Consider the following 18576-nt stretch of genomic DNA (forward strand, 5'->3'; position numbering starts at 1 on the left):
CAAGAAAGTGTGCTTGCTGTCACACTTGAGTGTGAACAAGCACGTGTGAGCAAGACAACGCAACCGCTTGTCTGGTATTGCCCGTTGATGCCCGAATTATCGACGCGTGGAATCGGCCTCGCGCCGGTCCGAAAATCGCGAACGGGGGCCAATGGCGGTCGCTCCGTTGACGCCCGAGACACCTGCGGCGATCGGGGGCCTCGGGGCGGTCTCGCGCCCCCCCTGCCCCATCTGGGCATCCGCCGCCGCCTGTTGATCCTCCAGCCCCTCCGCGGACGCCGCCCCGGGCCCCTCGCCCCGCCGCCGCCGGCGGTAGCGGGGCGGTACGAAGCGTTGCGCCCACAACGGGGCGCGCGGGGTGAAGCGGGGCATCAGGAGCAGGATCAGGCCGAGCGCGCTCAGGCCCACGATCACGAGGACGATCCACATCGAGGCCGAGTGCACGGAGTAGCCGACCGCGCCGAAGGCGATCAGGGCCGACCAGAAGTACATGATCAGCACCGACCGGCTGTGCGAGTGCCCGATCTCCAGCAGCCGGTGGTGCAGGTGGCCCCGGTCGGCGGCGAACGGCGACTGGCCGTTCCAGGTGCGCCGCACGATCGCCAGCACCAGGTCGGCCGCCGGGATCGCGATGATCGTGAGCGGCAGCAGCAGCGGAATGAACACCGGCAGCATCGCGTGGGTCGCCTGGCGCTCACTGCCCTCGAAGATCTTCAGGTTGTCCGGGTCGACCTGTCCGGTCACCGAGATCGCGCCGGCGGCCAGGACGAGGCCGATCAGCATCGAGCCGGAGTCGCCCATGAAGATCCGGGCCGGATGCATGTTGTGCGGCAGGAAGCCGAGGCACATGCCCATCAGGATGGCCGTGAAGAGCGTCGCGGGTGCGGCCGCCTCGATCGTGTGTCCGTACCAGAGCCGGTAGGTGTAGAGGAAGAACGCGGCCGACGCGATGAGGACCATGCCGGCCGCCAGGCCGTCCAGGCCGTCGACGAAGTTCACCGCGTTGATCGTGATGACGACCAGGGCGACCGTGAGCAGCGTGCCCTGCCACTGGGTGAGGGCGACGGTGCCGACGCCGGGGATCGGCAGCCACAGGATCGTCAGGCCCTGCAGGACCATGACCGCCGCGGCGATCATCTGTCCGCCCAGCTTGATCAGGGCGTCGATCTCGAACTTGTCGTCCAGGACGCCGATCAGCCAGATCAGCGCCGCCCCGGAGAGCAGCGCCCGGGGTTCGCTGGAGAGGTCGAAGACGCCGTCGAGGTTGGCCAGGTGGTCGGCGACGATCAGTCCGGCGCACAGCCCGCCGAACATGGCGATGCCACCGAGCCTCGGTGTCGGTTCACGGTGGACGTCTCGCGCACGGATCGCGGGCATCGCCCCGACCGCGATGGCGAACTTACGCACCGGGCCGGTGAGCAGATAGGTCACTGCTGCCGTGACACAGAGCGTCAGCAGGTAATCACGCACGGGCTGCCCCACAAATGTCGCCGGCCATCTCAGCCCACACCTTAACTACGTCGGCCTCATGGTTGAGGACACAGAGGTACTCGTGATGGTTGCACGGGTCGTCCCCATTCGGGACATAGGGCCAATGTCACCCGGGGTACGGCGGAAATTCCGCAGCCAGCTCCCGCACCTCCGCGAGGACGTCGCCCTCCTCGCGCACCGCCGCGCCGAACAGCGCCGCGAGCCGTGCCACGCCGGCGCCGTCCATGCCCTGGGTGGTGACGGCCGCGGTGCCCAGCCTGATGCCCCGGGCGTCCCCGTACGGAAGCGCGCAGGTGTCCAGCACCAGGCCCGCAGCGGCCAGCCGGGCGCGGGCGGTGGGGCCGTCCACGCCGAGCGGGGCCGGGTCCGCGACGATCAGGTGGGTGTCCGTGCCGCCGGTGGTGACGTCGAAGCCCTCGGCCTCCAGGCCGGCGGCCAGCACCCGGGCGTGGGACACCACACGATGGGCGTACGCGGCGAAGGCCGGGGTCGCCGCCTCGTGGAAGGCGACGGCCTTCGCGGCCACCGTGTGCATCTGGGCGCCGCCCTGGGTGAAGGGGAAGACCGCCCGGTCGATCCGCTCGGCCAGTTCCACGCCGCACAGGATCATGCCGCCGCGCGGCCCGCGCAGCACCTTGTGCGTGGTGGCGCAGACCACGTCCGCGTACGGAACGGGGCTCGGCGCCGCTCCCCCGGCGATCAGCCCCATCGGGTGCGCGGCATCGGCGATGAGGTAGGCGCCCACCTCGTCGGCGATCTCGCGGAACCTCGCGTGGTCCGGGTGGCGCGGATAGGAGATGGAGCCGCTGACGATCGCCTTGGGACGGTGGCTGCGGGCCAGGGTGCGGACCTGGTCGTAGTCGATCAGGCCGCTCTCGGAGTCCACCCCGTAGCCGATGAACTCGAACCAGCGGCCGGAGAAGTTGGCGGGTGAGCCATGGGTGAGGTGTCCGCCGTACGGGAGTCCCATCGCGAGCACCGTGTCGCCGGGCCGCAGCAGTGCCGCGTACGCCGCGAGGACGGCCGAGGAGCCGGAGTGCGGCTGGACGTTGGCGTGCTCGGCGCCGAAGAGCGCGGTGGCCCGGCGGACGGCGATGCGCTCGGCGGCGTCCGCCTGTTCGCAGCCGCCGTGGTGGCGCCTGCCGGGGTAGCCCTCGGCGTACTTGTTGGCGAGCGGTGAGCCGAGGGCGGCCAGGACCGCGGGCGAGGTGAAGTTCTCGGCGGCGGTCAGCTGCAGTGTGCCGGACTGCCGGCGCAACTCCCCCAGCAGCACGTCGGCGATCTCGGGGTCCTCCCGGAGCAGGGCGCCGAAGTCCTGCGGCAGGGTGTCCGGTGGTGCGGCGGAAGCGGTGACCGGCATCGGGGGCTCCGGGCCTGGGAGGGGTGCGCTGACGTCAGCTCCAATGTAGGCCCGCGACGGGCCCGCTGCCCGCTGTCACGGCCCGGCGTGCACCCGTCCGGACCCCGCGCCGGTCAGCGCGGAGTCGATACGCCGGTCAGCGCGGTGACGACCGGCTCCAGGGCCTGGTTGATCTCGTCGCCGATGGACCGGAAGAACGTGATCGGGGCGCCGTACGGGTCGTAGACCTCGTCGGCCTCGGCGGTCGGGGCCAGCAGCCAGCCGCGCAGCGCGGCGGCCGCGCGCACCAGCGCGCGGGCGCGCTCGACGACGCCCTCGTCCTTCGCGTCGGGCAGCGTCGCGTGGTCTATCGCCCGGACCAGCCGGGTGAACTCCTTGAGCGTGAAGGTCCGCAGACCGGCCGAGTGGCCCATCGAGATCACCTGGGCGCGGTGGTCGCGGGTGGCGGTGAGCACCAGGTCGGCGCGGATCACGTGCTCGTCCAGCAGCTCACGGCCGACGAACCCGGTGGCGTCGGCGCCGAAGTCGGCGAGGACCACCTCCGCGTTGGCCTCCATCGGGGCGCCCTCGTGCCCCCAGGTGCCGGCACTCTCCACGATCAGGCCGCCCTGGAGCGGGTCGCCGAGGCGGTCCACGAGGGCATGGCGGGTCAGCCGCTCGGTGATCGGTGAGCGGCAGACATTGCCGGTGCTGACGTGGAGGATGCGGAAAGTGTCGGTCTGCCCCGCTATGCCACGCCCCTCAGGGGCGGTCAATTGGCCACCTCGAGGTCGGGTACCACCTTGCGCAGCTCCTCCGCGGAGAGCGCGCCGGCGCGCAGCAGGACCGGCACCTTGCCGGTGACGTCGACGATCGAGGACGGGACGATGCCCGGCGTCGGACCGCCGTCGAGGTAGACGGAGACGGAGTCGCCGAGCATCTCCTGGGCGGCGTCGCAGTCCTCGGGCGAGGGGTGTCCGGTGAGGTTGGCGCTGGAGACGGCCATCGGGCCGACCTCGGTGAGCAGCTCGATGGCGACCGGGTGCAGCGGCATCCGGATGGCGACGGTGCCGCGGGTGTCGCCGAGGTCCCACTGGAGGGACGGCTGGTGCTTGGCGACGAGCGTGAGGGCGCCGGGCCAGAAGGCGTCGACGAGCTCCCAGGCCTGCTCGGAGAAGTCGGTGACCAGGCCGTGCAGGGTGTTCGGGGAACCGATCAGGACGGGGGTCGGCATGTTGCGGCCGCGGCCCTTGGCGTCCAGCAGGTCGGCGACGCCCTCGGAACTGAAGGCGTCCGCACCGATCCCGTACACCGTGTCGGTGGGCAGCACGACCAGTTCGCCTCGGCGGACGGCGGACGCGGCCTCGCGCAGACCCGTCGTACGGTCGGTCGCGTCGTTGCAGTCGTATCGCCGTGCCATCAGCCGGCCTCCTCAAGCATGTTCGGGTAGGGCTGGTACGGGTCGTGCGGGTGGTGGCCGCCGGTCACGGCATCGCCTTGCGGGCCGTGGCGAACCGGGGACGGTTGTTCAGGTCGGGATGGTCGGCCGCGTCGGCCCAGCCCCGCTCCTCGGTGAAGATCCACGGCACCTGGCCGCCCTGGGTGTCGGCGTGCTCGATGACGACGAGGCCGCCGGGGCGCAGCAGACGGTGAGCGGTGCGCTCGATGCCGCGGATGGTGTCGAGGCCGTCCTCACCGGAGAAGAGAGCCATCTGGGGGTCGTGGTCGCGGGCCTCCGGAGCCACGTACTCCCACTCGGTGAGCGGGATGTACGGCGGGTTGGAGATGACCAGGTCGACCTGTCCGTCGAGCTCGGGAAGGGCCGTCAGGGCGTCTCCGCGGTGCACGGTGACCCTGGAGTCCTCGGCGTTCTTCCTGGTCCATTTGAGGGCGTCCTCGGACAGCTCCACGGCGTGCACGCGCGAGCGCGGCACCTCCTGGGCCATGGCCAGCGCGATGGCGCCCGATCCCGTGCAGAGATCGACGATCAGCGGCTCGACGACGTCCATCGCGCGGACCGCGTCTATCGCCCAGCCGACGACCGATTCGGTCTCCGGGCGGGGCACGAAGACACCGGGTCCCACCTGGAGCTCCAGATAGCGGAAGAAGGCGCGTCCGGTGATGTGCTGGAGCGGTTCGCGGGCCTCGCGCCGGGCGATGGTCTCCCAGTACCGGGCGTCGAAGTCGGCGTCCGGCACGTTGTGCAGCTCGCCCCGCTTGACGCCGTGCACGAACGCGGCGAGTTCCTCCGCGTCGAATCTCGGCGAAGGTACACCGGCGTCGGCCAGCCGCTGGGTGGCCTGGGCCACCTCGGCGAGCAGCAGGTTCATCGCGGTTCTCCGTACAGGTTCACGAGCGGTGCGGGGTGGTGGAGCTTACGCGGCGGCGAGCTTGGCGGCGGAGTCGGCGTCGACACATGCCTGGATCACGGCGCCCAGTTCACCGTCGAGCACCTGGTCCAAGTTGTACGCCTTGAAGCCGACGCGGTGGTCCGAGATCCGGTTTTCCGGGAAGTTGTAGGTACGGATCTTCTCGGAACGGTCGACCGTACGCACCTGGCTGCGCCGTACGTCCGAGGCTTCCTGCTCGGCGGCCTCCTGGGCGGCCGCGAGGAGGCGCGAACGCAGGATGCGCATGGCCTGCTCCTTGTTCTGGAGCTGGCTCTTCTCGTTCTGGCAGGAGGCCACGACGCCGGTGGGCAGGTGCGTGATGCGGACGGCGGAGTCCGTGGTGTTGACGGACTGACCGCCGGGGCCGGACGAGCGGTAGACGTCGATGCGCAGGTCGTTGGCGAGGATCTCGACCTCGACCTCCTCGGCCTCGGGCGTGACCAGCACGCCGGCGGCGGAGGTGTGGATGCGCCCCTGGGACTCGGTGGAGGGCACGCGCTGCACACGGTGCACGCCGCCCTCGTACTTCATCCGGGCCCAGACGCCCTGGCCGGGTTCGGTGGCCCCGTTGCCGCCCTTGGTCTTCACGGCGACCTGGACGTCCTTGTAGCCGCCGAGCTCGGACTCGGTGGAGTCGATGATCTCGGTCTTCCAGCCGACCCGCTCGGCGTAGCGCAGGTACATGCGCAGCAGGTCCCCGGCGAACAGGGCGGACTCGTCGCCGCCCGCGCCCGCCTTGATCTCCAGGAGCACGTCCTTGTCGTCACTGGGGTCACGGGGTACGAGCAGGAGGCGGAGCTTCTCGGTGAGCTCCTGGCGCTCCTTCTCCAGGTCCTTGACCTCGGCGGCGAAGTCGGGGTCGTCGGCGGCGAACTCGCGGGCCGTCTCGATGTCGTCCCCGGTCTGCTTCCAGGAGCGGTACGTGGCGACGATCGGGGTCAGCTCGGCGTAGCGCTTGTTGAGCTTGCGCGCGTTGGCCTGGTCGGCGTGGACCGACGGGTCCGCGAGCTTCTTCTCGAGATCGGACTGTTCGCCGATCAGTTCCTCGACCGCCTCGAACATCTTCGGGCTCCTGGTTTCTTCGCTCGACGTGCCTGCCGGCCGGCGGTTTGCCTGCCGGGCGGGACACGGGGATGCCGTGTCCCGGCCGGAAAAAACGCCGGTCACGGCGCCCCCGGGAAGAGGGCGCCGAGAACCGGCGCAGTTGGCTCGCTACTTGCTGGCGGAGCCGGCGGCCTTGCCGAAGCGGGCCTCGAAGCGGGCCACACGGCCACCGGTGTCGAGGATCTTCTGCTTGCCCGTGTAGAACGGGTGGCACTCGGAGCAGACGTCCGCACGGATGGCGCCGCTGTCCAGGGTGGACCGGGTGGTGAACGACGCGCCACAGGTGCAGCTGACCTGGGTCTCGACGTACTGGGGGTGGATCTCGCGCTTCAAGGGTGTCTCCTAGTTTCGGGAGGGCGCCGGGTCGTACGCGCGGATTGCGTGTCCGTGAACCGGGGCCGACGTACCAGTCTGCCAGGACCGGCCGCATCTCCCAAAACCGGGGTCGGCCCGGAACTATTCCCGGGCACTCCCGGTCACCGCACGATGTCGCCCGCGGCACCCTTGTCGCCCGCCGACTTCTCGGTGGCCGAGGCGGGGATCGGCGAGTCGTGCAGAAGCGCCGTCCACACCTGCTGTCCGGCCTTCTCCTGCGGTATGACGCGGTTCGGGTCGGCCGGGTCGTACTCGACGGGCAGGGTCACCATGTGGACGTTCTCGGAGCCGAGCCCCTTGAGTCCGTTGGCGAAGCCCGCGAGTGCCTTGACCGAGCCCAGGTCGGAGTCGGTCGTGATGGCCTTGGTCGCCGTGTCCGCGAGGCCGTACAGCTTGGTTCCGTCGAGGACGCCGACGCTCTTCGCCTGCACCATCAGCGCCTTGATGAAGGCCTGCTGGAGCTGGATGCGGCCGAGGTCGCTGCCGTCGCCGACGCTCTTGCGGGTGCGGACCAGGCCGAGCGACTGCTCGCCGTTCAGGGTGTGGGGGCCCGGCTCCAGGTTCAGATGGCTCTTGGGGTCGTTGATCGCCTGCGTGGTGGTGATCTTGACCCCGCCGAGCTTGTCGATCAGCTTCTTGAAGCCGGTGAAGTCGACTTCGACGTAGTGGTCCATCCGGATCCCGGACATCGACTCGACGGTCTTGACCGCGCAGGCCGGTCCGCCGACCTCGTACGCCGTGTTGAACATCGCGCGCTGTTCGCCCGGGACGTCCGCGCCGCTCTCGTCGCTCTTGCAGTCGGGCCGGGTGACGAGGGTGTCGCGGGGGATGGAGACGACGCTGGCCGCCTTGTGGCCCTTGTTGACGTGGACGACCATCGCGGTGTCCGAACGGGCGCCTCCCTCGTCGACGCCGTACTGCGCGTTCGCGCCGGAGCGGGAGTCGGAACCCAGGACGAGGATGTCCTCGGAGCCGTTGTCGACGTTCTGGGGGCGGTTCTTGCCGAGGGCGTTGTTGATGTCGACGGCCTTGAGATTGCCGTCGAGCTGGAAGTACGCGTACCCCAGCCCCGCTCCGCCCACGACGACCACGCCGGCCAGGCTCCAAGCGGCTATGACGGTCGCCCTGCGGCGGCGGGACGCCTTCCTCCGGCGTTTGCCGGTGGCCCGTATTCGGCTGTTGCTCCCACTCGGCTCGGTCATCCGTCTCCTCGTTCCGTCGGCTGCTCCCGGCTACCCCCTGCTGCGGTGTGCGGGTCGGTGCGCCGTTTTGTCGCTCTTGGGTACGACGCCACGGCGACAAGAAGGGTTGCACAGCACCCTGTGGCCTCCGGGTGCGCGAGAGGCGGTTCCACGGGGCCGGGAACAGTCGGTGATCCGGCGTTCACCTGCGGTTTCTTGCCCGATACAGGCAATGCCCGACGCGGTTGCGACCCGGCGGCCGTGTGGCGAAGGTCTCGGGTCGGCAACGGCCGGGAACGGCGGTCCGCACCCGGCGTACGGCACAGGGCCGCCCCCGGCACCGAAGTGTCGGGGGCGGCCCTGGGTACGGCTGCCGAGGGGCTGCGAACTAGTCGTTGTTGCCCGGGGCCGGCGTCGTCTTCTGGATCTGGAGCAGGAACTCCGCGTTGGACTGGGTCTTCTTCATCCGGTCCAGGAGGAGCTCGATCGCCTGCTGCTGGTCCAGCGCGTGGAGCACCCGGCGCAGCTTCCAGGTAATCGCCAACTCGTCGCTGCCGAGCAGGATTTCTTCCTTACGGGTGCTGGACGCGTCGACGTCCACCGCCGGGAAGATGCGCTTGTCGGAGAGCTTGCGGTCGAGCTTGAGCTCCATGTTGCCGGTGCCCTTGAACTCCTCGAAGATCACCTCGTCCATGCGCGATCCGGTCTCGACCAGCGCGGTGGCCAGGATGGTCAGCGAGCCGCCGTCCTCGATGTTCCGCGCGGCACCGAAGAAGCGCTTCGGCGGGTACAGCGCGGTCGAGTCGACACCACCGGACAGGATGCGGCCGGAGGCGGGGGCCGCGAGGTTGTACGCGCGGCCCAGGCGGGTGATCGAGTCCAGCAGGACGACCACGTCGTGACCCAGCTCCACGAGACGCTTGGCGCGCTCGATGGCCAGCTCGGCGACGGTGGTGTGGTCCTCGGCGGGACGGTCGAAGGTCGAGGAGATGACCTCGCCCTTCACCGACCGCTGCATGTCGGTGACCTCTTCCGGACGCTCGTCGACCAGGACGACCATCAGGTGGCACTCGGGGCTGTTGACCGTGATCGCGTTGGCGATCGCCTGCAGGATCATGGTCTTACCGGTCTTCGGCGGGGCCACGATCAGGCCTCGCTGGCCCTTGCCGATGGGGGCGACCAGGTCGATGATGCGCGTCGTCAGGATGTTGGAGTCGGTCTCCAGGCGGAGCCGGTCCTGCGGGTACAACGGCGTCAGCTTCTGGAACTCCGGGCGGCCGCGGCCGGTTTCGGGCGCCATGCCGTTGACCGTGTCGAGGCGGACCAGCGCGTTGAACTTCTCGCGGCGCTCGCCGTCCTTGGGCTGGCGCACCGCGCCGGTGACGTGGTCACCCTTGCGCAGGCCGTTCTTGCGGACCTGGGCGAGCGAGACGTACACGTCGTTCGGGCCCGGCAGGTAGCCGGAGGTCCGGATGAACGCGTAGTTGTCGAGGATGTCCAGGATGCCCGCGACGGGGATCAGGACGTCGTCGTCGGTGACCGGCGGCGCGTCACTCGCGAAGTCGTCACGGCCACGACGGCCGCGGCGGTCGCGGTAACGGCCGCGCCGGCCACGACGGCCGCCCTCGTCGTCGAAGTCGTCCTGCGGTCCGCCGCCGCCCTGCTGACCCTGGCCCTGGTTCTGACCCTGGCCCTGGCCCTGGCCCTGGCGCTGCTGGCGCTGGCCGCCCTGGCCACCGCCCTGCTCGTCGCCGCCCTTGCCGCGGCGGTCGCGCTGGCGCTCACGACGGTCACCGCGGTCGCCGCGGTCACCACGCTCGCCGCGCTGGCCGCGGTCCTGACGGTCGCCCCGGCGGCCCTCCGCGTTGTCCGCGGCGGCCTCGGCCTTGGGCTCGGAGCGGTCCTCGGCGGGCGTCTCTCGCTTCGGCTCGTCCTGCGTGCGGTCCTTGGCCTGCGCCTTGGTGTCCGCCTTGGTCTCCGGGCTGCCCGCCTGAGCGGTCGCGCGGCGCCGACGACGCTCGCCCGCGGGCTGCTCGTCGTTGGCCGGCTGGCCGGGGATGTCGATCTGCTGCTGAGCCGCGGCCTTGTCGGCGGGTGCGGCGGCCGGGGTCTCGTCCCCGGCGCCGGTGCGCGCCTTGGAGGTGGCCCGGCGCTTCGGCTTGGTCTCGGCCTCGTCGGCGGGGGCCGCTGCGGCGGCCTTGGCCTTGGGCGCGGAGGAACCGCCGGCCTGGGTCTCCTTGATGACCTCGATCAGCTGGCTCTTGCGCATCCGCGCAGTGCCCTTGATGCCGAGGCCGGACGCGACCTGCTGCAGCTCGGCCAGGACCATGCCGTCAAGGCCGGTGCCGGAGCGGCGGCGCCGTGCGGTGGTGCCAGTGGCAGCACCTTCGGCGGGCGCGGCGCTGTCGACGTTCTTGTCGGCAGTCACGCCCATCAGATCGGTGGTGTCGCTCACGAAGGGTCCTTCCCTGGAGCGGACGTCGGCCTTCTGGCTCGGCGACCGGTTGTGCTGTCCGACTGCGGTCTCTGGTGGTGCGGACCGTGCCGGGGCGGTGGTCCGCCGGGTAGGTACGGCGGAGAGATGAACGTGTGCATGGGGCCCGGCGCGAGCATCCCCCTGCTCGGCCCACTCCTGGACGAGCGAGAGGGTGTCGTGCCGGTTCCGGAGCGTGCTCGAAACTGCTCAGGCAGGCTGCTCAGGCAGTTGGGGAGGCTCCCGGAAGAAATGGTGGTCCCGGAAAGGGACACGAAGCAACGCGCCTCATAGACGTCGATTGCAGACTTGAGGTTAACACTACCGGCTCCAACAAATATTCCCCCTCTCACGCACCGGCAATCACTTCTCGGCTACGGGGCGAGCGGCAGCACACTCGCACCGGAGGCGTCGAGAGTCAGCCGGTTGGCCGCCCAGCCCTCGCCCGCCAGCCGTGCGACCTTGTCGGCCGCATCGTCCTCGGCCAGTGCCAGCACGGTCGGCCCGGCACCGGAGATGACCGCGGGGACGCCGTCCGCGCGCAGTCGGTTCACGAGTTCCACGCTCTGCGGCATCGCCGGGGAGCGGTATTCCTGGTGCAGCCGGTCCTCGGTGGCGGTGAGCAGCAGCTCGGGGCGCCTGGTCAGGGCCTCGACGAGGAGGGCGGCACGGCCCGCGTTGAAGGCGGCGTCGACATGCGGAACGGTACGCGGCAGCAGTCCGCGGGCGGTCTCGGTGAGCACCGGGTTGCCGGGGACGAAAACCACCGGAACGATGGAATCCGCGGGGTCCATCCTGATGGCGCGGGCCGATCCGCCGTCCATCCAGGCGAGCGTGAACCCGCCGAGGAGACAGGCCGCGACGTTGTCCGGGTGGCCCTCGATCTCGGTCGCGAGCTCCAGCAGTGCCGCGTCGTCGAGCCGGGCGTCACCGCCGGTCGTCACGGCGCGGGCGGCGACGATGCCCGCGCAGATGGCGGCGGAGGACGAGCCGAGGCCGCGTCCGTGCGGGATGCGGTTGGCGCAGACGATCTCCAGGCCGCGGGGCTGTCCGCCGAGCAGGTCGAAGGCGGTGCGCAGGGACCGTACGAGCAGGTGGTTCTCGTCGCGGGGCAGCGTGTCCGCGCCCTCGCCGGCGATGTCGATGTGCAGCCCGGCGTCGGCGACGCGGACGACGACGTCGTCGTACAGCCCCAGCGACAGGCCGAGGGCGTCGAAGCCCGGGCCCAGGTTGGCGCTGGTTGCGGGGACGCGCACCCGTACGGCGGCGGCTCGGAAGGCGGGACCGGCCATCGCTCTGACGACTCTCCTTGTGAGGCGGCGGGGAATTTCGAAGCGCTGCGGGATATCTGGGTATCTTCGCGGCTCTTCGGGTTCTTCGGGGTCTACCGGATTATGGGGATTCTTCTGGGCGATTGCGGCGGCGGGCATTGCGTAAGTCCGGGATGGGACCGACGGCCGCAACGGCCTGGGCACCCCGGGCATATGCGGCGGGGTGGGTTGGGTACAGCTTATCGAAGGAAGGTTCTGTGGCGACATAGGGCGCACAGGAGGCGCACGATGCGTGTCGCACGTTGCCGGTGCGCTCTCCGCCCCGGAGGTGGGCCGTCGAGCCGTCTTCCTGCCGAATCCGCTGCCGCCCCGGGCCCGATATGCGCATCGGGCCCGGGGCGGCGGCGCGGCCGCTGCGTACTACGCGAGGCCCAGCTTCTCGGCGGCGGCGACCGCGTCGACCGGGACCGTGACCGGCTGGGGGGCGCCCGCGACGGCCCAGTCCGGGTCCTTCAGGCCGTTGCCGGTGACCGTGCAGACGATGCGCTGGCCCGGGTCGACCTTGCCCTCTTCGGCGGCCTTGAGCAGACCGGCGACCGACGCGGCCGACGCGGGCTCCACGAAGACGCCCTCCTGCGAGGCCAACAGACGGTAGGCGGACAGGATCTGCCGGTCCGTCACCTCGTCGATGAAGCCGCCCGACTCGTCCCGCGCGGCGAGCGCGTAACTCCAGGAGGCCGGGTTGCCGATCCGGATGGCGGTGGCGATGGTCGACGGGTCCTTGACGATCTCGCCGCGCACGATGGGCGCGGAGCCGGAGGCCTGGAAGCCCCACATCCGCGGCGTGTGGGTGGCCGGGCCGTCCGCGGCGTACTCGGTGTAGCCCTTCCAGTACGCGGTGATGTTGCCCGCGTTGCCGACCGGGAGGACGTGGATGTCCGGGGCGTCGCCGAGCGCGTCGACGATCTCGAAGGCCGCGGTCTTCTGGCCCTCGATGCGGACCGGGTTGACCGAATTGACCAGCGCCACGGGGTAGTTGTCCGAGAGCGAGCGGGCCAGCGTCAGACAGTCGTCGAAGTTGCCGTCGACCTGGAGGATCTTGGCGCCGTGCACGAGGGCCTGGCCCATCTTGCCGAGCGCGATCTTGCCCTGCGGTACGAGGACGGCGCAGACCATGCCCGCCCTGACCGCGTACGCGGCGGCGGAGGCGGAGGTGTTGCCGGTGGAGGCGCAGATGACGGCCTGCGCGCCCTCCTCCTTGGCCCGGGTGATCGCCATCGTCATTCCGCGGTCCTTGAAGGACCCGGTGGGGTTGGCGCCCTCGACCTTGAGGTGCACCTCGCAGCCCGTGCGCTCGGAGAGGACCTGAGCGGGGACGAGCGGCGTGCCGCCCTCACGGAGCGTGACGACCGGCGTCGTGCTCGTGACCGGAAGGCGGTCCCGGTACTCCTCGATGATGCCGCGCCACTGGTGGGTGCCCTTGGTGGTCATGGGTCCTTACTCCCCTTCAACACGCATGATGCTGGCGACACCGCGGACGGTGTCGAGCTTGCGCAGCGCCTCGACGGTCCCGGAGAGGGCGGCGTCGGGCGCGCGGTGGGTGACGACGACGAGCGAAGCCTCGCCGCTCTTGTCCTGTCGGCCTTTCTGGCGGACCGTATCGATGGATACGCCCTGTTCGGCGAAGACCGTCGCGACCTGGGCGAGCACGCCAGGCTTGTCGGCCACGTCGAGACTGATGTGGTACCGCGTGACGACGTCGCCCATGGGGCTGACCGGCAGACGCGTGTACGCGGACTCACCGGGGCCGGGGGCCTCGCTGAGTTTGTTGCGGCAGACCGCGACGAGGTCGCCCAGGACCGCGGAGGCGGTCGGCGCGCCACCGGCGCCGGGGCCGTAGAACATCAGCTGCCCGGCGGCATCGGCCTCGATGAACACCGCGTTGTACGCCTCGCGGACGGAGGCCAGCGGGTGGCTGAGCGGGATCATCGCGGGATGCACGCGGGCCGTGACCGAGCGCCCGTCGGCGGCGCGCTCGCAGATGGCGAGGAGCTTGACGGTGCAGCCCATGCGGCGGGCGGAGGCGATGTCGGCGGCGGTGACCTCGGTGATGCCCTCGCGGTGCACGTCGCCGATCCTCACCCGGGTGTGAAAGGCGATTCCGGCGAGGATCGCGGCCTTGGCGGCGGCGTCGAAGCCCTCGACGTCGGCGGTGGGGTCGGCCTCGGCGTATCCGAGTGCGGTGGCCTCGTCGAGCGCCTCGGAGTACCCGGCGCCACTCGTGTCCATCTTGTCGAGGATGAAGTTCGTGGTGCCGTTGACGATGCCGAGGACCCGGTTGACCTTGTCGCCGGCCAGGGACTCGCGCAGCGGGCGGACGAGCGGGATGGCGCCGGCCACGGCGGCCTCGTAGTAGAGGTCCCGGCCGTACTGCTCGGCGGCGGCGTGCAGGGCCGCGCCGTCCTCGGCGAGCAGCGCCTTGTTGGCGGAGACGACGCTCGCGCCGTGCTCGAAGGCGGTGGTGATGAGCGTGCGGGCGGGCTCGATGCCGCCGATGACCTCGACGACGACGTCGATGTCACCCCGTTTGACCAGGGCGGTCGCGTCGGTGGTGATCAGCGCGGGGTCGATGCCCTCGCGCACTTTGGAGGGCCGGCGCACGGCGACACCGGCGAGCTCCACCGGCGCGCCGATGCGCGCGGCGAGGTCGTCGGCGTGCGTCGTCATGATGCGCGCCACCTCTGAGCCGACCACTCCACAGCCCAGCAGCGCCACCTTCAGCGGACGCGTACGCATCATCCGACCTCGTTTCGTTTACATCTGATGTATGGACCAGTCTCACTCACCGGACGGGCGTTCCCCGCCACCCGTCCGGATCCTGAGATGTTTATGGGCGACCGGGGGTGTACCCCGGGAAATACGGCATCAGCCGACATCCAGACGCAGGAGATCTTCCTCCGTCTCGCGCCGGACGATGACCCGCGCCCGACCGTCGCGCACGGCGACGACCGGCGGGCGCAGGGCGTGGTTGTAGTTGCTCGCCATGGAACGGCAGTACGCGCCGGTGGCGGGGACCGCGATCAGGTCGCCGGGGGCCAGGTCGGACGGCAGGAAGGCGTCCTTGACCACGATGTCGCCGCTCTCGCAGTGCTTGCCGACGACCCGCACGAGCATCGGCTCGGCGTCGGAGGTGCGCGAGACGAGCGCGACGCTGTACTCGGCGTCGTACAGCGCGGTGCGGATGTTGTCCGACATGCCGCCGTCGACGCTGACGTAGGTGCGCAGCCCCTCCAGGGGCTTGATCGTGCCGACCTCGTACAGCGTGAAGGCGGTCGGTCCGACGATGGCGCGGCCCGGCTCGACGGAGATCCGCGGGGTGGCGAGCCCGGCGGACTCGCACTCACGGGTCACGATGTCGCCGAGCGCCTTGGCGATCTCGTACGGCTCGCGCGGGTCGTCCTCGGAGGTGTACGCGATGCCGAGGCCGCCGCCGAGGTCGATCTCGGGCAGTTCGACGCCGTGCTCGTCGCGCACCTCGGCGAGGAGTTGCACCACGCGCCGGGCGGAGACCTCGAAGCCGGCCATGTCGAAGATCTGCGAGCCGATGTGCGAGTGGATGCCGATGAGTTCGAGCCCGTCGAGGGTGAGCGCCCGCCGTACGGCCTCGGCGGCCTGTCCCCCGGCCAGCGCGATGCCGAACTTCTGGTCCTCGTGCGCGGTGGCGATGAACTCGTGGGTGTGTGCCTCGACGCCGACGGTCACCCGGATCTGCACGGGCTGGCGCCGGCCGAGCCGCTGCGCGATGTGCGAGACCCGGACGATCTCCTGGAAGGAGTCGAGCACGATCCGCCCGACGCCCGCCGTGATGGCCCGCTCGATCTCGTCGACCGTCTTGTTGTTGCCGTGGAAGGCGATGCGCTCGGCGGGCATCCCGGCGTCCAGTGCGGTGGTCAGCTCGCCGCCGGAGCAGACGTCGAGGTTGAGCCCCTCCTCCTTCAGCCAGCGCACGATCGCGCGGGAGAGGAAGGCCTTGCCGGCGTAGAAGACGTCGGCGCCGGGGCCGAAGGCGTCGGACCAGGCGCGGCAGCGGGCCCGGAAGTCGGTCTCGTCCAGGAAGTAGGCCGGAGTGCCGAACTCCTCGGCCAGCCGGGCGACTTCGATCCCGCCGACGGTCAGTGCGCCGTGTTCGTCCCGGGTGACGGTGCGGGACCAGACCTTCTCGTCGAGGACATTGAGGTCCTCTGCCGGGGCGGAGTAGTGCCCCTCCGACATGACATCGGCGTGACGGGGTCCGGCGGGGTGTGCGGATCGGCTCATCGTGTTGCTCTGTTCTCTCTCGGGTCTCTCACAGGTGCGGGGGCGCGCTGATACCGAGCAGGGACAGGCCGCCTGCCAGCACCGTCCCGGCGGCTTCGGCGAGGGCGAGCCGGGTGCGGTGGGCGGCCGAGGGTTTCTCGTCCCCGACGGGGAGCGGCGACGCGGCGTCGTGGAAGTCGAAGAACGCGTGCGCGACCGCTTCGAGGTGGCGGGCGAGCCGGTCGGGTGCGCGGTGGTGCGCGGCGGCGGCGAGGACGGCGGGGTGGTCGGCGATGACGGCGAGGAGCGCGGGCGCCCCGGCTCCCGCCGGGTCGCCGGGGTCGCTGGTGAATCCGAGCCGCTCCGCGCCGCGGCTGAGCGCGCGGGTGCGGGAGTGGGCGTAGCGGACCAGGAACAGGGGGTTGTCCTCGCCCTGGACGAGAAGGCCGTCGCCGAGCCGGGCGCGGTCGTGACCGGCCGGGCGGAGCAGCCCCCAGCGGGTGGCGTCGGGCCCGAGCCGTTCGAGCAGCTCACCGGCGGTGGCACCGGCGGGAACCGGCCGTATCTCCGTCAGCGGTACGGGGGGCCGCCCATGGACGTCGACGGCGACCCCGAGCCGCGCCCAGTCCGGGTCGGAGGCCTCGTCGCAGCTGATGCGGACGGGCGCGCCCTGTGCCCGCACGAGCCGGCGCACCGCGTCGGCGGTGACCGCGGCCCGGACCTCGCGGGCGTGGCTGAACTGCAGCGGTGCTCCGGCGAGCGCGTCGCCGTGTCCGTAGCGCAGCCCTTGCTCCCGTACCCGGTGCAGGAGCGCGCGGTGCGCGGCGGTGTCGGCCGTGGCGTCGAGCGTGAAGTTCAGGAAGCCGGGTCCGGTGATCTCGACCCGCCCGAGCCCGGGGGCACCGGCCATCCGCTCCCGCAGGATCTCGGCCACCTCCCGCGCGGGCAGCGCGGCGGGCCCGGCCAGCTGGAGGGCGACGGCGCTGGCGTAGTCGCCCCGGCCGCCCGGCCGGGTCCTCTCCACTCGCACGCGCGCGGGCACGGGCGCGTGCAAGGCGTCCTCGTCGACCGCGCGGCGCACGGCGTGCAGCACGGTCGTGGAGAGATCGGCGGGGGTCACGGGACAAGCGTATGGGAGGGAGGGGGGCCTTTCGCGAACCGGTTTCGCCATCCGGTCAGCCCGCGGCTCTCTCCGCCCGCCCGGCACCCCGCCTGCCGTCGAGTGCCGGTGGCCGGCCACGCTCCATCAACTGCCGTACGACCCGCACCAGCTCGCTCGGCTCGAAGGGCTTCGCGAGGAAGGCGTCGACTCCCGCCGCGACGCCGTTGTCCACCTCGTACGGCGTACAGGCGCTGATGACCGCCACGGGCAGATGCCGGGTCCGTGGATCGGAACGGAGTCTGGTGGCCGTCTGCAGACCGTCCAGCCGGGGCATCACGACATCGAGCGTGATCACATCGGGACTGACCCGATGCACCAGATCCAGACACTCGACACCATCGGCCGCGGTCACGACCTCGAAGCCCTCAAGCTCGAGATTGACCCTGATCAACTGCCGGATGACCTTGTTGTCGTCGACAACAAGCACGCGGCCGGACGCCCCTGACACCCTTCGAGAGTAGGCGGGCAGGAGTGGCTGCGTCCGGGTTTTGCCCACTTCCGTCCCCACGGAGGTGGCGGCGAAGGTTGGCCGGATGTGTGTGCGACGGGCCGGACAGGGCCTGAGGCACCCGGCGGGCGGCGCGGAAATACCTGTTCACGGGCACCGGGCGGAAGCTGGTAGTGTTTCACCCGTCGCAGAGCAACACAGCGATACGCCCCCGTAGCTCAGGGGATAGAGCATCGGCCTCCGGAGCCGGGAGCGCAGGTTCGAATCCTGCCGGGGGCACCTTAGTCCAGGTGCCATGCAGGCCCTCTGATCAGGCAAGACGCCAGATCGGGGGGCCTGTTGCCATGAGTGGCGAAGTCCGGGAAGAATGCAGATCACCGCTGCGCCCGGGACGTACTCCGACGAACTGCGCGGGCGTGCGACGTGGCAGCAGAATCACCGTGTCCAAGGCTGACACCGGGCTAGGTCGTGTCGTCAAAACCGACCGTGTGGTTGAGGGAGGGCGGGGCGGCCTGGCGAGCAAAACCCACGTGCCAGCGCTGCTGCGCCTTGGCGATGATTCACAGATGTTGAACGTCACCGGCGCGGACGACGCCGAAAGCACGGCTCTCTTGCTGACCACGATGCATCGGCTGCACAAGCAGCTGGACGTTTTCACCACTCAGCTCTACATCGCCTACGACTTCGGGGACGAGTCTGGGCTGGTGCCTGTCATCATGATCGAAAAGCACGCTGCGGGGCCTGAACTGAGGATCCACCACCGCTTCGGCTTCTTCGCGGAGGGCGATTCGGATGTCAGTGAGCTGCGGTTCTCGGCAGGTGTGACCATCACCTCGGCCGGGTGCATCGTTGAAGCCAAGGTGGATGTCGACCTTGAACGACCCCTGGGAGAGTTCGGCGCCGACGTCCACACCCTCTATTTTGAGCGGTTCGATGCACTTTCCCTCACGGACGCCCTGAGCTGTTTGGAGGAGCAGGTCACGGCGCTCTGCAACATGGGCGATGTCCCGAATCGTCTGGGTTTCGATACGCGTTGATCGCGGTCA

General features: G+C 70.5%; 16 protein-coding genes and 1 tRNA gene. 2 read left to right on the forward strand and 15 right to left on the reverse strand.

Features of this window, described 5'->3' with window-relative positions; all coding sequences use genetic code 11:
• Positions 1-96: 96 nt before the first annotated feature.
• The 15 genes from OG322_RS10270 to OG322_RS10340 form a co-directional block, all read right to left on the reverse strand.
• Positions 97-1482: an MraY family glycosyltransferase gene (locus OG322_RS10270; protein ID WP_123461672.1), complete on the reverse strand. Its 1386-nt coding sequence runs from the start codon at positions 1480-1482 to the stop codon at positions 97-99.
• Positions 1483-1597: 115 nt separating this feature from the next.
• The gene (gene glyA / locus OG322_RS10275; protein WP_123461671.1) at positions 1598-2851 is read right to left on the reverse strand and encodes a serine hydroxymethyltransferase; all 1254 of its coding nucleotides are present in this window, start codon (positions 2849-2851) and stop codon (positions 1598-1600) included.
• A gap of 113 nt (positions 2852-2964) precedes the next feature.
• Positions 2965-3606, reverse strand: coding sequence for an arsenate reductase/protein-tyrosine-phosphatase family protein (locus tag OG322_RS10280; RefSeq protein ID WP_073736886.1), 642 nt, complete (start codon positions 3604-3606; stop codon positions 2965-2967).
• The gene (locus tag OG322_RS10285; RefSeq protein ID WP_123461670.1) at positions 3603-4250 is read right to left on the reverse strand and encodes an L-threonylcarbamoyladenylate synthase; all 648 of its coding nucleotides are present in this window, start codon (positions 4248-4250) and stop codon (positions 3603-3605) included. The genes OG322_RS10280 and OG322_RS10285 overlap by 4 nt, the downstream gene beginning before the upstream one ends.
• A 64-nt stretch (positions 4251-4314) precedes the next feature.
• Positions 4315-5160 (reverse strand): peptide chain release factor N(5)-glutamine methyltransferase, encoded by an 846-nt coding sequence (prmC, locus tag OG322_RS10290; protein WP_123461669.1) that lies wholly within the window; start codon positions 5158-5160, stop codon positions 4315-4317.
• Between the two features lie 45 nt (positions 5161-5205).
• A complete protein-coding gene (gene prfA, locus OG322_RS10295; protein WP_123461668.1) occupies positions 5206-6282 on the reverse strand; it encodes a peptide chain release factor 1 in 1077 nt (358 codons plus the stop codon).
• A 150-nt stretch (positions 6283-6432) separates the two neighbouring features.
• Positions 6433-6657, reverse strand: a complete 225-nt coding sequence (rpmE, locus tag OG322_RS10300) for a 50S ribosomal protein L31 (RefSeq protein ID WP_123461667.1) — start codon at positions 6655-6657, stop codon at positions 6433-6435.
• A gap of 143 nt (positions 6658-6800) precedes the next feature.
• Positions 6801-7901, reverse strand: coding sequence for an LCP family protein (locus OG322_RS10305; RefSeq protein WP_124285042.1), 1101 nt, complete (start codon positions 7899-7901; stop codon positions 6801-6803).
• A 367-nt stretch (positions 7902-8268) separates the two neighbouring features.
• Positions 8269-10335, reverse strand: a complete 2067-nt coding sequence (gene rho, locus OG322_RS10310; RefSeq protein ID WP_124285041.1) for a transcription termination factor Rho — start codon at positions 10333-10335, stop codon at positions 8269-8271.
• A gap of 392 nt (positions 10336-10727) precedes the next feature.
• On the reverse strand, positions 10728-11645 hold the full coding sequence (thrB, locus tag OG322_RS10315; RefSeq protein WP_329306325.1) for a homoserine kinase: 918 nt from the start codon (positions 11643-11645) through the stop codon (positions 10728-10730).
• A 399-nt stretch (positions 11646-12044) separates the two neighbouring features.
• A complete protein-coding gene (thrC, locus tag OG322_RS10320) occupies positions 12045-13115 on the reverse strand; it encodes a threonine synthase (RefSeq protein ID WP_123461663.1) in 1071 nt (356 codons plus the stop codon).
• Between the two features lie 6 nt (positions 13116-13121).
• Complete coding sequence (locus tag OG322_RS10325) at positions 13122-14423, reverse strand: homoserine dehydrogenase (protein ID WP_266410938.1); 1302 nt, start codon at positions 14421-14423, stop codon at positions 13122-13124.
• Between the two features lie 126 nt (positions 14424-14549).
• Positions 14550-15941 carry a diaminopimelate decarboxylase gene (gene lysA / locus OG322_RS10330; RefSeq protein ID WP_123461662.1) on the reverse strand — a complete coding sequence of 464 codons (1392 nt, stop codon included), beginning with the start codon at positions 15939-15941 and terminating at the stop codon, positions 14550-14552.
• A 28-nt stretch (positions 15942-15969) separates the two neighbouring features.
• Positions 15970-17040 (reverse strand): ArgS-related anticodon-binding protein NrtL, encoded by a 1071-nt coding sequence (gene nrtL, locus OG322_RS10335; protein WP_329306326.1) that lies wholly within the window; start codon positions 17038-17040, stop codon positions 15970-15972.
• A 55-nt stretch (positions 17041-17095) separates the two neighbouring features.
• A complete protein-coding gene (locus OG322_RS10340; RefSeq protein WP_241200142.1) occupies positions 17096-17530 on the reverse strand; it encodes a response regulator in 435 nt (144 codons plus the stop codon).
• Between the two features lie 207 nt (positions 17531-17737).
• Between OG322_RS10340 and OG322_RS10345 the strand changes: the two genes are divergently transcribed.
• Positions 17738-17809 (forward strand) — tRNA-Arg (locus OG322_RS10345).
• 161 nt (positions 17810-17970) lie between these two features.
• On the forward strand, positions 17971-18567 hold the full coding sequence (locus tag OG322_RS10350; protein WP_124285038.1) for a hypothetical protein: 597 nt from the start codon (positions 17971-17973) through the stop codon (positions 18565-18567).
• The last annotated feature ends 9 nt before the right edge of the window (positions 18568-18576 follow it).

The sequence above is a fragment of the Streptomyces sp. NBC_01260 genome (genome assembly GCF_036226405.1).
GTDB lineage: Bacteria > Actinomycetota > Actinomycetes > Streptomycetales > Streptomycetaceae > Streptomyces > Streptomyces laculatispora.